This window comes from Acinetobacter sp. ANC 4218 (assembly GCF_002135245.1).
GTDB lineage: Bacteria > Pseudomonadota > Gammaproteobacteria > Pseudomonadales > Moraxellaceae > Acinetobacter.
Genome location: NZ_NEGD01000004.1, coordinates 14,207 through 31,820, shown reverse-complemented (window position 1 = coordinate 31,820; position 17,614 = coordinate 14,207). Strand labels below are relative to the sequence as shown.

At 44.7% G+C, this 17,614-nt stretch carries 14 protein-coding genes; 7 read left to right on the top strand and 7 right to left on the bottom strand.

Going from position 1 to position 17,614, the window contains the following annotated elements:
* Positions 1 to 8: 8 nt before the first annotated feature.
* A complete protein-coding gene (locus B9T38_RS04745) occupies positions 9 to 1,643 on the bottom strand; it encodes a phospholipase D family protein (RefSeq protein ID WP_086195709.1) in 1,635 nt (544 codons plus the stop codon).
* 111 nt (positions 1,644 to 1,754) lie between these two features.
* Here B9T38_RS04745 and B9T38_RS04740 point away from each other — a divergent pair, with 111 nt between their 5' ends.
* Together B9T38_RS04740 and B9T38_RS04735 are read left to right on the top strand one after the other, a co-directional pair.
* Positions 1,755 to 2,765: a metallophosphoesterase gene (locus B9T38_RS04740; protein ID WP_086195708.1), complete on the top strand. Its 1,011-nt coding sequence runs from the start codon at positions 1,755 to 1,757 to the stop codon at positions 2,763 to 2,765.
* Between the two features lie 87 nt (positions 2,766 to 2,852).
* Positions 2,853 to 3,197, top strand: coding sequence for a hypothetical protein (locus B9T38_RS04735; RefSeq protein ID WP_086195707.1), 345 nt, complete (start codon positions 2,853 to 2,855; stop codon positions 3,195 to 3,197).
* Positions 3,198 to 3,250: 53 nt separating this feature from the next.
* Here the strand turns inward: B9T38_RS04735 and B9T38_RS04730 are convergent, their stop codons facing one another.
* Together B9T38_RS04730 and trhA are read right to left on the bottom strand one after the other, a co-directional pair.
* Positions 3,251 to 4,567: an MFS transporter gene (locus B9T38_RS04730; RefSeq protein WP_086195706.1), complete on the bottom strand. Its 1,317-nt coding sequence runs from the start codon at positions 4,565 to 4,567 to the stop codon at positions 3,251 to 3,253.
* 144 nt (positions 4,568 to 4,711) lie between these two features.
* Positions 4,712 to 5,353: a PAQR family membrane homeostasis protein TrhA gene (gene trhA, locus B9T38_RS04725; RefSeq protein WP_086195705.1), complete on the bottom strand. Its 642-nt coding sequence runs from the start codon at positions 5,351 to 5,353 to the stop codon at positions 4,712 to 4,714.
* Positions 5,354 to 5,455: 102 nt separating this feature from the next.
* Here trhA and B9T38_RS04720 point away from each other — a divergent pair, with 102 nt between their 5' ends.
* Together B9T38_RS04720 and B9T38_RS04715 are read left to right on the top strand one after the other, a co-directional pair.
* Positions 5,456 to 6,679, top strand: coding sequence for a class I SAM-dependent methyltransferase (locus tag B9T38_RS04720; protein WP_086195704.1), 1,224 nt, complete (start codon positions 5,456 to 5,458; stop codon positions 6,677 to 6,679).
* 57 nt (positions 6,680 to 6,736) lie between these two features.
* Positions 6,737 to 7,162 (top strand): GNAT family N-acetyltransferase, encoded by a 426-nt coding sequence (locus B9T38_RS04715; protein WP_086195703.1) that lies wholly within the window; start codon positions 6,737 to 6,739, stop codon positions 7,160 to 7,162.
* 66 nt (positions 7,163 to 7,228) lie between these two features.
* Here the strand turns inward: B9T38_RS04715 and B9T38_RS04710 are convergent, their stop codons facing one another.
* The 4 genes from B9T38_RS04710 to B9T38_RS04695 all read right to left on the bottom strand — a co-directional run bounded on the left by B9T38_RS04710 (position 7,229) and on the right by B9T38_RS04695 (position 12,199).
* Positions 7,229 to 7,498 (bottom strand): DUF4199 domain-containing protein, encoded by a 270-nt coding sequence (locus B9T38_RS04710; protein ID WP_086195702.1) that lies wholly within the window; start codon positions 7,496 to 7,498, stop codon positions 7,229 to 7,231.
* A 172-nt stretch (positions 7,499 to 7,670) separates the two neighbouring features.
* A complete protein-coding gene (locus B9T38_RS04705; protein ID WP_086195701.1) occupies positions 7,671 to 9,803 on the bottom strand; it encodes a 3-hydroxyacyl-CoA dehydrogenase NAD-binding domain-containing protein in 2,133 nt (710 codons plus the stop codon).
* 11 nt (positions 9,804 to 9,814) lie between these two features.
* Positions 9,815 to 11,020 (bottom strand): acetyl-CoA C-acetyltransferase, encoded by a 1,206-nt coding sequence (locus tag B9T38_RS04700; protein ID WP_086195700.1) that lies wholly within the window; start codon positions 11,018 to 11,020, stop codon positions 9,815 to 9,817.
* Between the two features lie 168 nt (positions 11,021 to 11,188).
* Complete coding sequence (locus tag B9T38_RS04695; protein WP_086195699.1) at positions 11,189 to 12,199, bottom strand: AraC family transcriptional regulator; 1,011 nt, start codon at positions 12,197 to 12,199, stop codon at positions 11,189 to 11,191.
* A 217-nt stretch (positions 12,200 to 12,416) separates the two neighbouring features.
* Here B9T38_RS04695 and B9T38_RS04690 point away from each other — a divergent pair, with 217 nt between their 5' ends.
* The 3 genes from B9T38_RS04690 (at position 12,417) to B9T38_RS04680 (ending at position 17,516) form a co-directional block, all read left to right on the top strand.
* A complete protein-coding gene (locus B9T38_RS04690) occupies positions 12,417 to 13,535 on the top strand; it encodes a CaiB/BaiF CoA transferase family protein (protein ID WP_086195698.1) in 1,119 nt (372 codons plus the stop codon).
* 155 nt (positions 13,536 to 13,690) lie between these two features.
* Positions 13,691 to 14,935: a carbohydrate porin gene (locus tag B9T38_RS04685; protein WP_251992210.1), complete on the top strand. Its 1,245-nt coding sequence runs from the start codon at positions 13,691 to 13,693 to the stop codon at positions 14,933 to 14,935.
* Between the two features lie 178 nt (positions 14,936 to 15,113).
* Complete coding sequence (locus tag B9T38_RS04680) at positions 15,114 to 17,516, top strand: glucose/quinate/shikimate family membrane-bound PQQ-dependent dehydrogenase (protein WP_086195696.1); 2,403 nt, start codon at positions 15,114 to 15,116, stop codon at positions 17,514 to 17,516.
* Positions 17,517 to 17,614: the final 98 nt, after the last annotated feature.

The following is a 17,614-nucleotide window of genomic DNA, read 5'->3' as shown; positions in this document are numbered from 1 at the left end:
ATTGCAGCTTACATAAAACCTTCAACCGGTAACCATGAAATTATTTTAACCCCGGCTTTTTGCCACCATTTCATCTTGGGTTCTTTCTGGTAAGTTTTAATGCTGCCATCATGACCTTTAATTTGCCAGTTGATTTTATTGTTGGCATCTAACACCAGTTTGTAGGCATATTTAGACAGGTTCTGATCCATGGTGGAGTGGACCGCTTTGGCCAGGTTCGGGCTGTCCAGCAATACTCCAATTTCGGTATTCAAATAGGCGGAACGTGGGTCAAGATTAAAAGAGCCAATAAACACCTGTTTTTCATCAATAGCCATCAGTTTGGCATGCAGGCTGGAACGGCTTAAACCTTTGATGCTGACTTTGGCTTTTTCTGCAATTTCCTGGGTATGGGCATTCAGGTTTTCACTTTCCGGAACAGACAGAAACTCGTAAAGCTGGACATTATTCTGAAGTAAATCCTTGCGATATTTGCCATAGAAAGCATGAACCAAAGCCACGTCATTGGCTTTAAAGGAATTGGTCAGTACCCGGACGTTAATATTGTTTTGCGCCAGATCACTCAGCATTTTCTCGCCTTTTTTTTCCGGGACAAAATAGGCTGAAATAATATCGACGCTGTGTTCGGGTTTTTCTAAACGGTTAATCAGCTGAAAATTCAGATGTTGTTCTTTTTTGGCCTTGGCCCGGATTTTACTGGGTGAATCACTGACGACTTCTGCCTTGACCCAGTCAAATTGAATACTGTTATTCAGCCAGTTTTCAAAAGCATGCGATCGGGTGGCTAAATCGAGATAATTCTGTACGGTAATGTTTTGGGAGTGTTCCTCAAGCTGTTTTTTCAGGCTGTCAAAACGCAAGGAATAATGTCGGGGATTGACAATTTGCTTGACCGGAAAAGCATAATCATCATTCCAGTATTCATCGAAGGAATGAATAATTTCATCCGATGCAGCGCCGACCAGCATCACGTCGACATCGGAAAACTGATAATTGTCACTAACGTTATAATACTGGTTACTCATATTGCGACCGCCAATTAATGCAATCTGGTTGTCTGCAATAAAGCTTTTGTTATGCATGCGACGGTTAATCCGTTTTAAGTCCAGTACCATGTCCATGGCACGATAATGTCTAAAACGGTAAGGATTATACAGGCGCACATCAATATTCTGATGCTGATCGAGGGCCAGATAAATGCCTTCCATCTTTTTGGCATTGTTGTCATCCATCAATAAACGGATCTTTACCCCTCGGTCTGCTGCCTGAATGATGGAGTGCAGGGCCAGCGCACCAATTTTATCGTTGTCCCAAATGTAGTATTGTAAATCTAAAGTTTTTTCTGCTTTATCAATTAAATGGATACGTGCTGCCAATGCCTCAAGCGGGTCGTACAGCACATGATAACCGGTCAGGTTCGGGTTTTGTTCCCTCAAGGGCACAATGATTTTAGCCAGTGAAGTCTGTTCGGTTTTGGTATCAAATGAATATTCAACAGGCTGTGGTATTTGTTTGGGAAGGGTGGAGCATGCCGGAATTCCGAGCAGCAGACTACAACTTAATAATACGGTGGTTTTATAGCTAGCTGTGCTAGGGGATTGACCACTGTTTAAGTGTGTGAGCTGATGAGAAGATCGCGTCATAGGGTGTAAACAATACCAAAAATTGGTTTGAGTATAATTGTGAGCTGTGAAAAGATAAATATCAGAATAGATGAATGATGTAATATCATCGTAATGATTAGAGACGATAATATGTGGGATTCGCACGCAGTTGCTTTTTATTTTTATATCTGTTTCGCTCTGCTTGCGGTGTGGGGTATCGCACAGGCTTGGTTAAGCCAGACACGGACAGAAACCATTCATCCCTTTAAGGCCTTTGTACATTTATTGGCTTTTTATTTATCTTATTTACTTTTCCCTTTATTTTTCTTTAGCCTGTTTGCTGGTTGGAGTGGTTATTACTCGATTCACCAAGCGGTGTTTATTTTCTTGCTGAGCTGCGTGCTGATTTATGCCCGTTTTATCGAACCTCAGCATGTCATGGTTAAAACCCTGCAATATCAGCTCAATCCGGAACAAAATCTGCAAAGCCCCGTCAAAATTGCCTTGATTGCCGATTTGCATATTGGTCTGTTTTCCGGGCACGAACGCCAACTGAAAATTATTGTCGATAAAATTAATCGGCAGAATCCCGATCTGGTGGTGGTGGCAGGGGACTGGACCTATGAACCTGAAAACAAACTGGCCGATGAACTGGCCATTTTGCAACACATCAATGCACCGGTGTATTCGGTGAATGGCAATCATGATGAGCAGTACCCGGGGCCACCGATTCAAAACCTGTTGCGGCATGCACTTAAAGTCAATAATGTGATTGATATTGAAGGACAGATGATTGAATTTGATGAGTTCAGATTGCTTGGTGTGGGCGATTTATGGGCTGGAAAAACTGATATGCGCTACATGCCGGATTTGCCGCAAGACAAACCCTGGGTGATTTTGTCGCATAACCCGGATACGGTGGATATGGTGCCGCAATTGCCAACCCGTCCTCTTATGCTGTCGGGGCATACTCATGGTGGGCAGGTGGAACTGCCTTGGCTGACCAACTACATCATGAAAAAAGTCTCCATCTTGGGGCATAAAAAGGGTTTGTACCAGCATGAAAATGCCGATGTCTTTGTGACGGTAGGTACAGGAATGGTCGGTGTGCCCTTTCGTTTTCGCGTACCGCCGACCATTGATATTATTGAATTGGTTTAAATCTTGAAGATCGGTTCTAGGAACAATTTTTGACATACCGTAAAACAAGATTGTTTTATAACAATGAGAACAAAATAGGAGAAGAGCATGTCTTTTTTAGAAGAGGTTGGTCAGTTTTTTGCTTTAACAGAACCTCAATCGGCACAGCTTGAAGCGGGTTTAATTGCCTTAGAAGCGTATTTTCAGCAAGCAGACGCGGATGTAGTGAACACGCAAGAATTTGCGCGCACATTTTATCAAAAGTTTCAGCAACTGATGACGCGATTCGGTATTGATGAAAATAATGTGGAAGCTTTGCTGGATCATTTATATGGCACAGAGCGATATCGCCAGCTGGTGACTTACATTGTTCCGAGTTATTACAATGCCGGTGGCGATCGAGCGGTGTTTGAAGAGCTATATCAAGAAATGCTCAGTGATGAACAGATCTGAGAAACATAAAAAAACCAGTATGATCACGCTGGTTTTTTTATGTCTAGATAACATTAAACCTGATTGTTTACATCATCATGTTTGGTTTCACGAATGGCCAGGAAGGCAAGCAGTGAAAGGATAGAAGCAGCAGTTAAATAATAACCTACAGCATATAAACCATAAGTCGTTGCAAGCTTGGTTGCAATTAAAGGTGCAAAAGATGCGCCAAAAATACCAGCGAGGTTAAAGGTTAATGCTGAACCGGTATAACGTACTGAAGTCGGGAAAATTTCAGACAGTACCGTACCAATCGGACCATAGGTTAAGCCCATGATCGCCAGACCAATACATAAGAATAAGAACACGACAACAGTGCTGCCAGATTCAAGCATGCTTGAGAACACCAGGCCAAACAATGCTGAAACAATACATACGCCAATTGAAGTGGCTTTGCGACCAAATTTTTCCGCAAAAACGGCAGACAGTGGAATGAATGCCGCAAAGCATAAAGTGGCAACCAGTTGCAGTTGCAGAAATTCGGAACGTGTGTAACCGAGTTTGGTGGTTCCCCAGTTTAAGGCGAACACTGTGGTTAAGTAGAACACCACAAAGGTACAGATGGCAGCGATGGTACCGAGAATCAGCATGCCCCAGTGTTTGGTCAACACTTCTTTAAATGGAATATTTACTTCTTTTTGCTTATCCAATACTTTTTGGAAGGCGGGTGTTTCATGCAGTTTCAAGCGAATCCATAAACCTACAATCACCAGTAAAGCACTTGAAATAAACGGAATACGCCAGCCCCATTGCATAAATTCCTGTTCCGACATGAATGCACCAAGGGTGATGAAAGAACCTGTCGCCAGGATAAAGCCGATTGGGGCTCCAAGTTGAGGGAACATACCGTACCAGGCACGTTTACCTTCAGGCGCATTTTCAGTGGCCAGAAGAACAGCACCACTCCATTCACCTCCCAAGCCCAGTCCTTGACCTAAACGGCAAAGCGCAAGCAATAAGGGTGCAGCAAGACCCACTTGTGCATAAGTGGGCAGTAAGCCAATACAGACGGTCGAAATACCCATCGTCAGTAAGGCTGCGACCAGGGTTGCCTTACGGCCAATCCGGTCACCCAAATGTCCAAACAGGGCAGCGCCAATCGGACGTGCAATAAAGGCAATCGCAAAGGTGGCCAAAGACTGAATGGTTGCTGTGGTTGGGTCCGTACTTGCCGGAAAGAACAGATGGGGAAAAATAATGACTGCCGCTGTTGCATAAATATAAAAATCGAAGAACTCGATTGTTGTACCGACAAGGCTCGCAGTAAGAACGCGGAATTTTGAATTGGTTGCAACTTCTGCTGAAGCAGCAATAGAATCTGATGACGCCATGGATGACCTTACACTTACTAAAAATAAAAAAAGCTTAGTTTTAAAAGCGTAATCTTTTTAAAAAAGGCGTAATTTCTTAAAAAAACAACGAAGAATCTTCTCTACTCAACTTGCTCAGGGTCACTGAAATGAAGAATGAGAGGATTAAATCACGTAAAGATAGATAGACAGAAAATGTGATCCTGCACCGATCAATACAAAAATATGCCAGATAGCGTGGGTGTATCTTACCTTTTTTAGCGCATAAAACAATGCACCCACAGTGTATGCAAGTCCGCCAACGATCAAATAGGTTAACGCCTCGGCACTTAAATAGCGTTGCATGTCATCCATGACCAGTAAGGCCAGCCATCCCATGACCAAATAGGCGATGAGTGAAATTTTCTGGAAACGATGAATGAAAACCAATTTGAATAATGTGCCAATCAGCGCAATCAGCCAAAGGGCAATTAATAAATAATGCGCTTTAGCCGTAGGCAGGGCGATGGACAGGAAAGGGGTATAGGTTCCTGCAATCAGATAATAAATGGCAGTATGGTCCAGTTTTTTGTACCAGCCACGCCGTTGCGGTGATTCGGCAAAATGATACAGGCTGGAGGCAGAAAAAAGTAAAATCATACTGAGTGCGTACACACACAAGCTGACAAATTGCCCGAGCGGTAAATCACTGCCTTTGATCAGCATAAAAATACTGGCAATAAGCGCTAATAATGCGCCAAGTGCATGACTGATCGCATTAATTTTTTCTTCATGTGGATCATAAGCCTGCAGTTGAGAAGTCGTCATTATTTATTTTCTATAATTAAAAATACACTTGTATAGTAATGCAATTTTACCTTTAAAGTAAGAAGTTTTAAACTGATGACCTAATTTATTCGAGTGATATGTATGTCTCAAGCGGCTTCTCCTTTTATTCAGGAACAAAAATTCTTAGATGCTTTTCAGCAAGCCATTGAAACACATAGTTTTGATCGAATGATTATTAGCCAGTATAAAGGTGAGCTGGAACATCTGGAGAAAATGATCTTAAGAGTCATTTCACTGCAAAACCAGCCTGTGCTCAGTTGTCTGTATCGTTATAAGACTCAAGATGTCACTAAAAATTACCCTTTGGCTGAAGCCGTGCCCTTGGTGCAGTCATTGTTGGCGCAATCGAAGCAGGCCAATCTGTTTACCGCGAGTGAAGAACTGCAACTGAAAAAAAACAAGAAGAAAGCCATGCTGAGCAGCAGTAAAAAGGCGATTACGATAGTGAATCCTGCAGAGACCCAGCAAGGCCATGACCGTACCAAGCATCGCTATGTCGATCAGGACAGCTATTTTCTACAGCCGCTGGGCATTACCGACCATAAAGCACAGATTATTCCGAGCATGGCACGTAAATGGAAACAGATTAATAAATTTGTCGAAATTTTCTCGGGTGCTCTGGATCAGATTAACCAACACGATCATGCATTGCGTGTGGTTGATTTTGGTTCAGGCAAAGGCTATCTGACTTTTGCTTTATACGACTATCTGGCTAAACATGGGCAGATGCCTTTTGTTACAGGCGTGGAGCTCAATCCGAAAATGGTGGAGTTTTGTCAGGATATTGCGCAGCGTTCCAATTTTCAGCAACTGGATTTTTTTCAGGGTGATGTGCGTACCTATCAGCCTGAACATCTGGATGTGATGATTGCGCTGCATGCCTGCGATGTGGCAACCGATTTTGCCATTCATACCGGGATTCGCTTAAATGCGCAAATGATCATGTGTGCGCCGTGTTGTCATAAAGAATTGCGTCCACAGCTGAAAAGCCCTGAAGTGCTGAAACCGATGTTGCAATTTGGCATTCATGCCGGACAGCAGGCGGAAATGCTGACTGATACCATTCGTGCTTTGCTGCTCAAAGCCTATGGCTATGAAACCAAAGTGTTTGAATTTGTGGCGCTGGAACACACCAGTAAAAACAAGATGATTCTGGCCACCAAACGTAAAGATTATAGTGAACCGGATCAGCAGGTTTTGGCGCAGATTCAGGCCTTAAAACAGATGTATGGCATTCAAAAACATTCGCTGGAGTTGTTGCTGAATGATCAGTGGGATCAGCAGGATATAGGCTGTAAGTGTTAATTCAAAATGAATAAAGCAGTTTTAAAGATGTTTTTATTTTTAGGAAGATGATGGTTGATGCCCTCATTTATAATATGCACAGGCAGTTGGAATAAATTGCAACATGATGCAAAACTGATTCGTGAGCAGGTTTTTATTCAAGAACAAAACATTGCTGCTGCCGATGAATGGGATGCGCAAGATGCCATCTCATTACATTTTGTGGTTTATGATCAGGCAAAGCCTATTGCGACAGCGCGCCTGCTGCCAAATCACAGCATTGGCCGGGTTGCGGTTTTAAAGGCTTATCGTAGACAGGGCATTGGCAAGCTGTTGATGCTGGAGATTATTCAGCAGGCTAAACATGAGCAGCGCAAATTTTTGAAACTCTCTTCTCAAGTACATGCCGTGCAGTTTTATGCAGGACTGGGCTTTACTGTGGAAGGAGAGCAATATCCGGATTGCGGCATTGCGCATATTGATATGTATTTAAAATTGCAGTAATTCAATAGCCATTAAAGTAGGTGTAAAAAAGCGGGATACCTCATCCCGCTTTTTTATTTTCTATAATCAGTGACCATGGGCAGCAGAGGCATCGTGCTCTGCCATATTGGCATGTTCTTGTTCTGTCATATTCATCTCAGCCGCAGTAGGTTCGGAAGCCGAAGATTGCTGCTGGTGTGTAGTATGCGTCTGATTGCGCTTTTGACTTGGCATATAGTCTGGTTCGTTGCTCACGGCAAGATAAAAGATGCCCATAAATAATGCACCTAAAATACACACAATAATGACGGCTTTCCAACCCCAAGATGATTTTTCAGGAGAAGAGTTATTTGTCATAAGAGGACTACCCACTGGATAAATAAAAAATTTAAAACTTATGTAACTTTATAACATAAAAGCCCTGCAAAAGCAGATGAGATTCTGTGGATTAAAAAGTCAGCATGCTCAAGCGTAAAAGAAGAGAAGCGTCTCGCTTCTCTTCTTTTACAATATTTTTGAACAATAAGATTTAAATTTTTTCGCCTTGGGCAATCTTGTCTTTGAGCAATTGCGGTGTCTTAAAACGTACGCCATATTTAGCTTCAAGGGTATTGGCACGCAGCAGGGCTTTTTCTAAACCGTATTGATTTAAAAATTGCAAAGCACCACCGGTCCACGGGGCAAAACCAATTCCGAAAATCGAGCCGACATTGCCATCGACTGTCGATTCCAGCACACCTTCTTCCAGACAGCGTAAAGTATCCAGAGATTGCACAAACAGAAAACGGTCAATCATTTCCTGTTCAGAAATGTCCGTATCTTTCTGCCATTTTTTCAGGCCCTCCCAAAGCTGCTTTTTAGCACCTTCCGGATAGTCATAGAAGCCTGTACCAGTAGCTTTGCCTTTACGGCCGAACTCGTGAATCATGCTGTGAATCACGTCATCCGCAGTTGAGCGTGGCAGGTCTTTGCCTTCGGCTTGCAGGGCTTTACGTGTTTCAGTCGCGACATGCTCTGAAAGGGTAAGCGAGACTTCATCCTGAATGGCCAATGGACCCACAGGCATACCAGCTTTCAGCGCAGCCATTTCAATACGGGCTGGATGTACACCTTCGGCCAGCAGGTGCAGACCTTCCTGAACAAAAGTGCCAAACACGCGACTGGTAAAGAAACCGCGGCTGTCATTCACCACAATCGGGGTTTTGCCAATTTGCTGCACAAAATCATAAGCTTTGGCTAAGGTCTCATTGGACGTATTTTGACCTTTGATGATTTCAACTAGCTGCATTTTATCGACCGGGCTAAAGAAATGCAGGCCAATAAAGTTCTGATCATTTTTAGAAGCTTGAGCGAGTTCTGTAATCGGTAGGGTCGAGGTATTGGAGGCCATCACACCGCCATCTAGCAGATAGCTTTCAGCCTCTTGCGTCACTTTGGCTTTCAGTTCTGGGCTTTCAAATACCGCTTCAATGATCAGGTTACAACCTTGCAAGGCTGCATTATCTGCCGTTGTCTGAATCAGTGCTAAAACCTGATCTCTTTTCTCAGCGCTTAAACGGCCTTGAGCCACTTTTTGATCCAGCCGTTTCTGGCTGTAGGCTTTGCCCTTTTCAGCCGCCTCTATTGATACATCTTTTAAAACAACCTGAATACCTTTAGATGCAGTGGCATAAGCAATGCCTGCACCCATCATGCCGGCACCTAAAATGCCGACTTTAGACGCTTTCCATTTGGCGATGTCTTTTGGACGGCTGGCACCAGATTTAATCGCATTTAAACCATGCCAGAAGGTGCCGATCATGTTTTTGGAAATTTGACCGGTGGCGAGGTAAGTAAAGTAACGCGATTCAATGGTTAGCGCAGTATCGACACCAACCTGAGCACCTTCTACCGCAGCCGCCATAATCGCTTCAGGTGCAGGGTAGCAGCCTTTGGTTTTGTCACGCAGCATGGCAGGCGCAATCGCCAGCATTTGTGCCACAGCAGGAGAAGATGGCGTACCACCTGGAATTTTATATCCCTTCACATCGAAAGGTTGTGCAGACTGCGGATGGGCTTTGACCCAGACGATGGCTTTGTCTAAAAGCTCCTGTTCAGAATCGGTTGTGTCGTGAATCAGCCCTAAAGATTTGGCTTTTTCTACACCAAATTGCTTGCCTTCCATGAGCAAAGGAAATGCATTTTGCAGACCTAGTAGACGGACTATGCGCACAATGCCGCCACCACCTGGCAATAAACCAAGCGTCACTTCAGGCAGGCCGAATTTAGCTTTGGCATCATTCAGGGCAATACGATGATGACAGCACAATGCAAGTTCCCAACCACCACCCAGTGCTGTGCCATTTAAGGCTGCAACGACAGGAATACCGCGGGTTTCGATATAACGCAGCTGGGCTTTCATCTCTTCAATCATATTGAAGAATTCGGTGGCATGTTCAGGGGTAGCCTGAATCAGCTCATCCAGATCACCGCCGGCAAAGAAGGTCTTTTTCGCGGAACGGAAAATAATCCCTGCGATATGGTCATCGGCTTTTAGCTTTTTTACAGTTGCTGTTAAGGCATCGCGGAAATCTGCATTCATGGTATTGGCAGACTGGTTGGGAGAATCTAAGGTTAATATGACGATATTGTCGGCATTTTTTTCAAATTGAATTGCGCTCATTTTTCTTCTCCTTATACCAATTCAATAATGGTTGCGATGCCCATACCGCCACCGACACATAGTGTTGCCAAACCACGTTTCTTGCCTTGGCGTTCCAGCTCATCCAGTAGGGTGCCCAAAATCATGGCACCGGTTGCACCCAGTGGATGTCCCAGAGCAATTGCACCGCCGTTGACATTGACTTTGGCCGGATCAACATTGAGTTCATTAATGAAACGCATCACCACGGCAGCAAAGGCTTCATTCACTTCGAACAGGTCTATATCATCAATCGTTAAACCGGCTTTTTCCAAGGCTTTACGTGCGGCTGGAGCAGGGCCGGTCAACATGATGGTGGGATCAGTACCAACCAGTGCTGTAGCTAATACTTTGGCACGTGGTTTTAAGCCTTGTTCTCGTACTGCCTTTTCAGAAGCCACCAAAACCACCGCTGCACCATCGACGATGCCTGATGAATTACCTGCGTGATGTACATGGTTCACAGCACCTACTTCTGGATATTTTTGCAGGGCAATAGCATCAAAACCCATTTGACCCGTCATGGCGAAGCTTGGATTCAGTTTGCCCAAGCTTTCTGCTGTGGTAGTCGGTTTGATGAATTCGTCTTTATCCAAAATCACCACACCGGCTTTATCTTTTACCGGCACAACTGATTTGTCGAAATAGCCATTGGCTTGTGCGGCAGCGGCCTTCTTTTGTGACTGCTCTGCAAAAGTATCTACATCGGCACGGCTGTATCCATCAATGGTAGCAATCAGGTCGGCACCAATGCCTTGCGGAATAAAGTCACAGGCCATATTGGTTTCAGGGTCCAGTGCCCAAGGGCCGCCATCTGAACCCATTGGTACGCGCGACATAGATTCAACGCCACCAGCAACCACTATATCTTCCCAGCCTGAACGGATTTTCATGGCCGCCATATTCACGGCTTCAAGTCCAGATGCACAGAAACGGTTGATTTGCACACCCGCTACATCATTATCCCAACCTGCAGCAATGGCGGCCGTTTTGGCAATATCAGCACCCTGGTCGCCAATCGGCGTGACACAGCCCAGGACAATATCATCAACCTTTGAAGTATCGAGTTGATGACGGTCTTTTAATTCATTCAGCAATGTGGTGAGTAGGGTGATCGGTTTCACTTCATACAGTGAACCATCCTTTTTTCCTTTTCCGCGTGGTGTGCGAATGGCATCAATGATATAAGCCTCGCTCATGGCATTTCCCTTTTATGATTTTAAAATTTTTATACTTTTTTGAGTGTAATGATTAATTTTCGAAGTGCAATGACGAGAACGGATCAGGTCAGATGATGTTTTTGGTCAATAAAAAAAGCCCAAGTCGAAACTTGGGCATACAGAGAAACTGAAAAGATTAAGGGTTGATCAGTGATAACCATGCAACTGACGATATAAACCTGGAGTCACCCCTGTCCATTTTTTAAAGGCACGGTGGAAGGTACTGGTTTCACTAAAACCGACCTGCTGTGCGACATCTTCGAGGGTCAAACCTGGATTCAGCAGCAGGTGAATGGCGGCATCACGGCGCAAGGCATCTTTCACGCCCTGATAGCTTTTGCCTTCCGCAGCCAGACGGCGACGCAAAGTTTGTGGAGAAAGATACAACATCGAAGCCACATCGTTGAGTGTTGGCATTTCTTCACCAATCTGGCTCTTTAACACTTCACGGATACGAGAAGTCAGCGAGTTGGTGTTTTTGAATTTAACCAGCAACTGTGCAGGGGCCGCTTTGAGGAATTCTTCCAGCGTTTCTTCATTTTGACGCAGCGGAAGATCCAGATAGTCTGCGGCAAAGGTAATTTCGGTACGTGGTGCATCGAATTGCATCACCGGTGCGAAGAACAGGGCATCATATTCATCGGCATGTGCAGGACGTGGGTAGCCAAAATGAACCCGTTCGAGTGGCAGACGGCGTTCGATGAGCCAAGAGGCCAGACCGTGCCAGATCATCAGCATGCTTTCGGTAATGAAGTGATCGGGATCCATGCTTTTAGGAATAAGCGGAACCAAGCGCGCTTCGTGTTTGTCACGTTCCAGAGTCACAGACCATTCATCGCCAAACAGTTTATAAAACTGGGAAGAAAGCTCTAAGGCATCTCCTAGCGTTTTCGCATGAATAATCAACTGACACATAATGGCAAAAGTGCCCAGACGACGTGGCTGTATATCAAAGCCGACATGTTCGTCCTGAGTCACCATCCAGAGCATTTGAATAAATCGGGTATATTGTTCCGGAGAAATACGGGCTTTAGGTTGACGTAATAATTCCGCTTCAATGCCGACATGTGACAATAAAGTTTCGACATCCATGCCCAGACGTTTTACGCCGGTTAAAGCCGCATTGACGAAGTGGATACTAATCGTATCGCGACTCATATTAAATCCTTCAGTCTCTTTCTCTTTTATATTCACTTGCAGTTGACCTAAATGACGCTAAAAATTGTTTGGGTGGCAATTTACAATAGTTGTTGCACCCTATTTACATCTTAAATTGCCGAAATGATCAAGGTAAATGGCTGAACATGACATTGTTTTATGAGTTTTATATTTCTAATATGCATATAAAATCAACATAAAAAGAGAAAAAACGGACATGACTACGGCTTTAAAAGGATTAAAAGTACTTGATTTTTCAACTTTACTCCCGGGTCCATTTGCCACTTTGTATCTGGCAGACCTCGGTGCAGAAGTGATCCACATTGAATCACCTACACGGACAGACCTGATTCGGTTATTGCCGCCTTATGCCCATGGACAGGCAACGGCGCACAGTTATTTAAACCGTAATAAACAGTCGGTTACTCTGGATTTAAAAGATCCGCACAACATTGAACTGATTAAACAGAAGATTACTGAATACGATATTGTGGTCGAGCAGTTTCGGCCGGGGGTGATGCAGCGCCTGGGCCTCGACTACGCCACGCTTGCAGCATTGAACCCTCGACTAATTTATTGCTCCATTACTGGCTATGGACAGACCGGAAGTTATAAAGATAAGGCCGGACACGATATAAATTATTTGGCCTTGGCTGGAATTGCCGGACATAGTGGCCGGCAAGAGGGTGGACCACCAGCATTGGGTATACAGGTCGCCGATGTTGCTGGAGGCTCCTTACATGCGGTCATTGGGATTTTGGCTGCCGTGGTGGAACGTGAGCGCAGCGGTTTGGGACAATATATTGATATTTCGATGACCGATTGTGTAGCCACTTTAAATAATATGGCAGCGGCTGCCACATTGGCAGGAAATACCAAACAATTTCCCGAACAGTCGTATTTAAATGGCGGCAGTTTTTATGACTATTACCAGACTCAGGATGGCCGTTATTTATCGATTGGGAGTTTGGAGCCACAGTTTATGTCGGGCTTGGCACACATTTTGGATCTTCCCATCCTTGGTGAAAAAGGGGCTTCGTTTGACCCGGCAGATCAGCACGTAGTCAAGCGGGCGCTTCAGGAAAAGATTCAATCGAAAACTTGGCAAGAGTGGCAAGTGATCTTTGCCGATCAGGATGTGTGTGTAGAGCCTGTTTTAACTCTGGATGAAGCCTTGGATTCTCGTTTGGCTCAAGAACGAAAATGGGCAATAGACGTGCCGCTGGCTCCGGACAGCAAGCAGACGGAAACCCAGTTGGCCTGTCCGATTAAATTTTCCCGCTCTCAGGCAGAATATTTATATATAGGACAGCATTTAGGCGCCGGAAACTGGTAGTTTTCACATAGATTAAAAACATTAACATTGAAAAACAATGTATTCACAATTTGCGCCCAATGTTAAATAAAAAACAGGAGTAGCATCAGTATTAGAAAAAAATAATATAAAGGTGAGCGGCTGTGAAGAAGTTATGGAGCACGTTCGGTGTCGGTGTGAGCCTGATCTCTTTAAGCGGTGCATTACATACTGTAAATGCAGGCAATGCATTTGATTCACAAAGCCCGTGGATGTTTGGTGACTGGAATGGTCAACGTATAGCATTACAACAAAAAGGTTATGACTTCAGTCTGGGTTATACCGGCGAAGTTGCGACTCTACTGGACTCAGATCATTATTCCAGTCATGGCACTGAATACGCAGATCAGTTTGCAATCGGTGTCCACTTCGATTTAAACAGAATTCTAGGCTGGCAAGACACTGAAGCGCAAATAACCGTGACCGAACGTAATGGCCGTAGTCTGTCGAATAGTTCAGCTGCCTTAAATGGTCATCTCAGTTCGGTACAAGAAGTTTGGGGCCGTGGGCAAACCTGGCGTTTAACGGACTTCTGGATCAAGAAAAAATTCCTGGAACAAAAACTGGATCTCAAAGTGGGGCGCTTTGGTGAGGGTGAAGATTTCAACAGTTTTGATTGTGATTTCCAGAATCTGGCGCTTTGTGGTTCTCAAGTGGGGAACTGGGTCAGTGATCAGTGGTACAACTGGCCAGTGAGTCAATGGGCTGCCCGAGCGAAATATAACTTCACTCCTGACGTCTATGCCCAGGTCGGTGCCTATGAATATAACCCTGAAAACCTTGAACGAGGCAAAGGCTTCAATTTAAGTACCGATGGTTCTCATGGTGCGATTATTCCTGCTGAAGTGGTTTGGACGCCGAAACTCGGCGTGGCAAAACTTCCGGGTGAATACCGTGTCGGTTATTACTACAGCATCGCCGATGCTACAGAAATAAAAGAAGCATCGCAAACTGAGCACAAACAAGGCGGCTGGGTTGTGGCCAAACAGCAACTGACTGCACATAACGGTGATTCATCTCGCGGTCTGAGTGCTTTTGTAAACTTAACTGTACATGATTGTGACATAAACAAAGTCAGTGACATGCAAAATATGGGTCTGGTTTATAAAGGTTTAATGGACTTTCGTCCTCAGGACGAGATTGCGATCGGTATAGCCCGCATCAAGATCAATGACGATGTCAATGATGCGAACATTCACAATAACAGTGTGGATGCCGGTGGCCTACAGAACGAAGAATACGATACGGAAATTTACTACGCTATTCATGCAACAAACTGGCTCACTATCCGTCCAAATATTCAATATATCCATCAGGTTGGTGCATATAAAAATGGCGAAAATGCCTGGGTGGGCGGTATTAAGCTACAAACAGCGTTTTAGTTTCTAGATGTCTATTTTCTAGATGATAAGTACTTGGGTTTTATCATTCGATGCTTGGAGCACAACTTTCTTTTGCAGATCGGTTTAATCCAGATATTTAAAATCTAAAAATTAAAAAGGTGCTCATATTTAACTTTAGGTATGAGCTTTAAAAGAATTCTAAAAATAGGTGGTCAATATGAGTACTCCATCGTCAGGTTCAGGGCTAAAAACGATTTTGGCTGTTGTGGCCATCATTTTCGGTTTAGTACTGCTGATTGGAGGAATATATCTTGCAGTGCTTGGTGGGTCTTGGTACTACATCATCGCAGGTCTATTCTTCATTGCTACTGCAGTTTTATTACACAAATTAAAAAGCTCGGCACTGCTGATTTACGCGGCGCTGCTATTAGGGACTGTGGTGTGGGGGCTTTGGGAAGTGGGCTCTGACTTCTTTGCGTTGGCACCTCGTCTGGACATTTTAGGACTATTTGGTCTTTTATTACTTATTCCTGCGGTGACTCGCGGATTTGAACATCCCAAAGGGGCAAAACTGGTTCTTGCAGGCACATTGGCCCTCACCATTGCCGTGATGATTTACTCGGTATTTAATGATCCACAGGAAATTCGTGGCGAGTTAAGCACTAAACAGCCTGCAACATCACAGCCTATTCCGGGGATTGAAGATGGTGACTGGCCGGCGTATGGCCGGACCCAGTCCGGTTTACGCTATTCTCCGTTAAAGCAAATTAATTCTGAAAACGTAAAAGATTTGCAAGTGGCCTGGGAATATCACACTGGTGAATTCAAAACTGAAAATGACTCTGGTGAAACCACCAATCAGGTAACACCAATTAAAGTGGGTGACAATATGTACATTTGTACAACTCACCAGAAATTGACCGCACTTGATCCGGCAACAGGTCAAGCCAAATGGACTTATGATCCTAAATTACGTGCTGATAATACCTATCAACATTTAACTTGCCGTGGTGTGTCTTATTATGATGCCAATAGCACGGCAGGCTTCGAAGCCAGTCTTGCTGCCAAGAAAACAGCTTCAGCCGATTGCTCTAAGAAAGTGATTTTGCCGGTGAATGATGGCCGTCTTGTCGCGATCAATGCCGACACGGGCAAGGCGTGTACTGACTTTGGTAAAAATGGCGAAGTCGATCTGCAAAAAGACATGCCATTTCCATACCCGGGCGGTTATATCCCGACCTCTCCGCCAGTGGTTACAGGTACAACCATTATTATTGGCGGTTCAACCACCGATAACTATTCGACTGAAGAGCCATCAGGTGTGATCCGCGGTTATGACGTCAATAGCGGTGAACTGCTTTGGGTATTCGATACCGGTGCTGAAGATCCAAATGCCATTCCTGCGCCAGGCCAGAAATTTGTTCATAACTCCCCCAATGCCTGGGCACCATTAGCCTATGATGCAAAACTGGATATGGTCTATGTACCTACGGGTGTCGGTACGCCAGATATTTATGGCGGGCACCGTACCGAACTGGATGAACGCTATGCCAACTCCATGCTGGCGCTGAACGCCTCTACCGGGAAGCTAGTCTGGAATTTCCAAACCACCCATCATGACTTATGGGATATGGATGTACCAGCGCAGCCGACTTTAGCTGACATTAAAGATAAATCTGGCAATCTTGTTCCTGCAATCTATGTGCTGACGAAAACAGGGAATGCTTTTGTGCTGGACCGTCGTACGGGTAAGGCAATCGTTCCGATTACAGAGAGGCCGGTGCCGCAAACGGTAAAACGCGGCGCACAAACCAAAGGCGAACGTTATTCACCAACTCAACCATTCTCTGATTTTGACCTGGCACCGAAAGAAAAATTAACCGACAAACAAATGTGGGGTGCCACCATGTTTGACCAGTTAATGTGCCGTGTAGCGTTCAAGAAATTAAACTATGAGGGCATTTATACGCCACCTTCTGAAAATGGTACGCTGGTATTCCCGGGTAACCTGGGTGTGTTTGAATGGGGCGGGATGTCGGTCAACCCCGACCGGCAAATTGCAGTAATGAACCCGATTGGCTTGCCATTTGTGTCCAGACTGATCCCTGAAGATCCGAACCGTAAGCAAACAGCCAAAGGCGCGGGGACTGAACAAGGTGTTCAGCCCATGTATGGTGTGCCTTATGGAGTTGAAATCAGTGCATTCCTTTCTCCATTCGGGCTGCCGTGTAAACAGCCGGCTTGGGGGTATGTGGCAGGTGTCGATTTAAACACCCATGAAGTGGCCTGGAAACGCCGGATAGGTAGCATTCGTGACAGTATGCCGGGTATTCCATTACCGCCATTTAAAATGGGGGTGCCAATGCTGGGCGGTCCAATCTCGACAGCAGGTAATCTCATGTTTGTTGCTGCGACACAGGATAACTATATCCGTGCCATTAACGTCACCAATGGTGATGAACTCTGGAAAGGCCGTCTACCAGCAGGTGGTCAGGCAACGCCAATGACATATGAAGCCAATGGTAAACAATATGTAGTCATTATGGCTGGTGGTCATGGTTCATTTGGCACCAAAATGGGCGACTCTATCGTGGCTTATGCCTTACCCGATAAAAAATAAGCTACCTATTTATTCGGTTAAATTTGAAAAGTCCGATTCGTCGGGCTTTTTTATGAAAATAAATGCTAAAGAATAAATAAAATAAGCAATATCGTTGA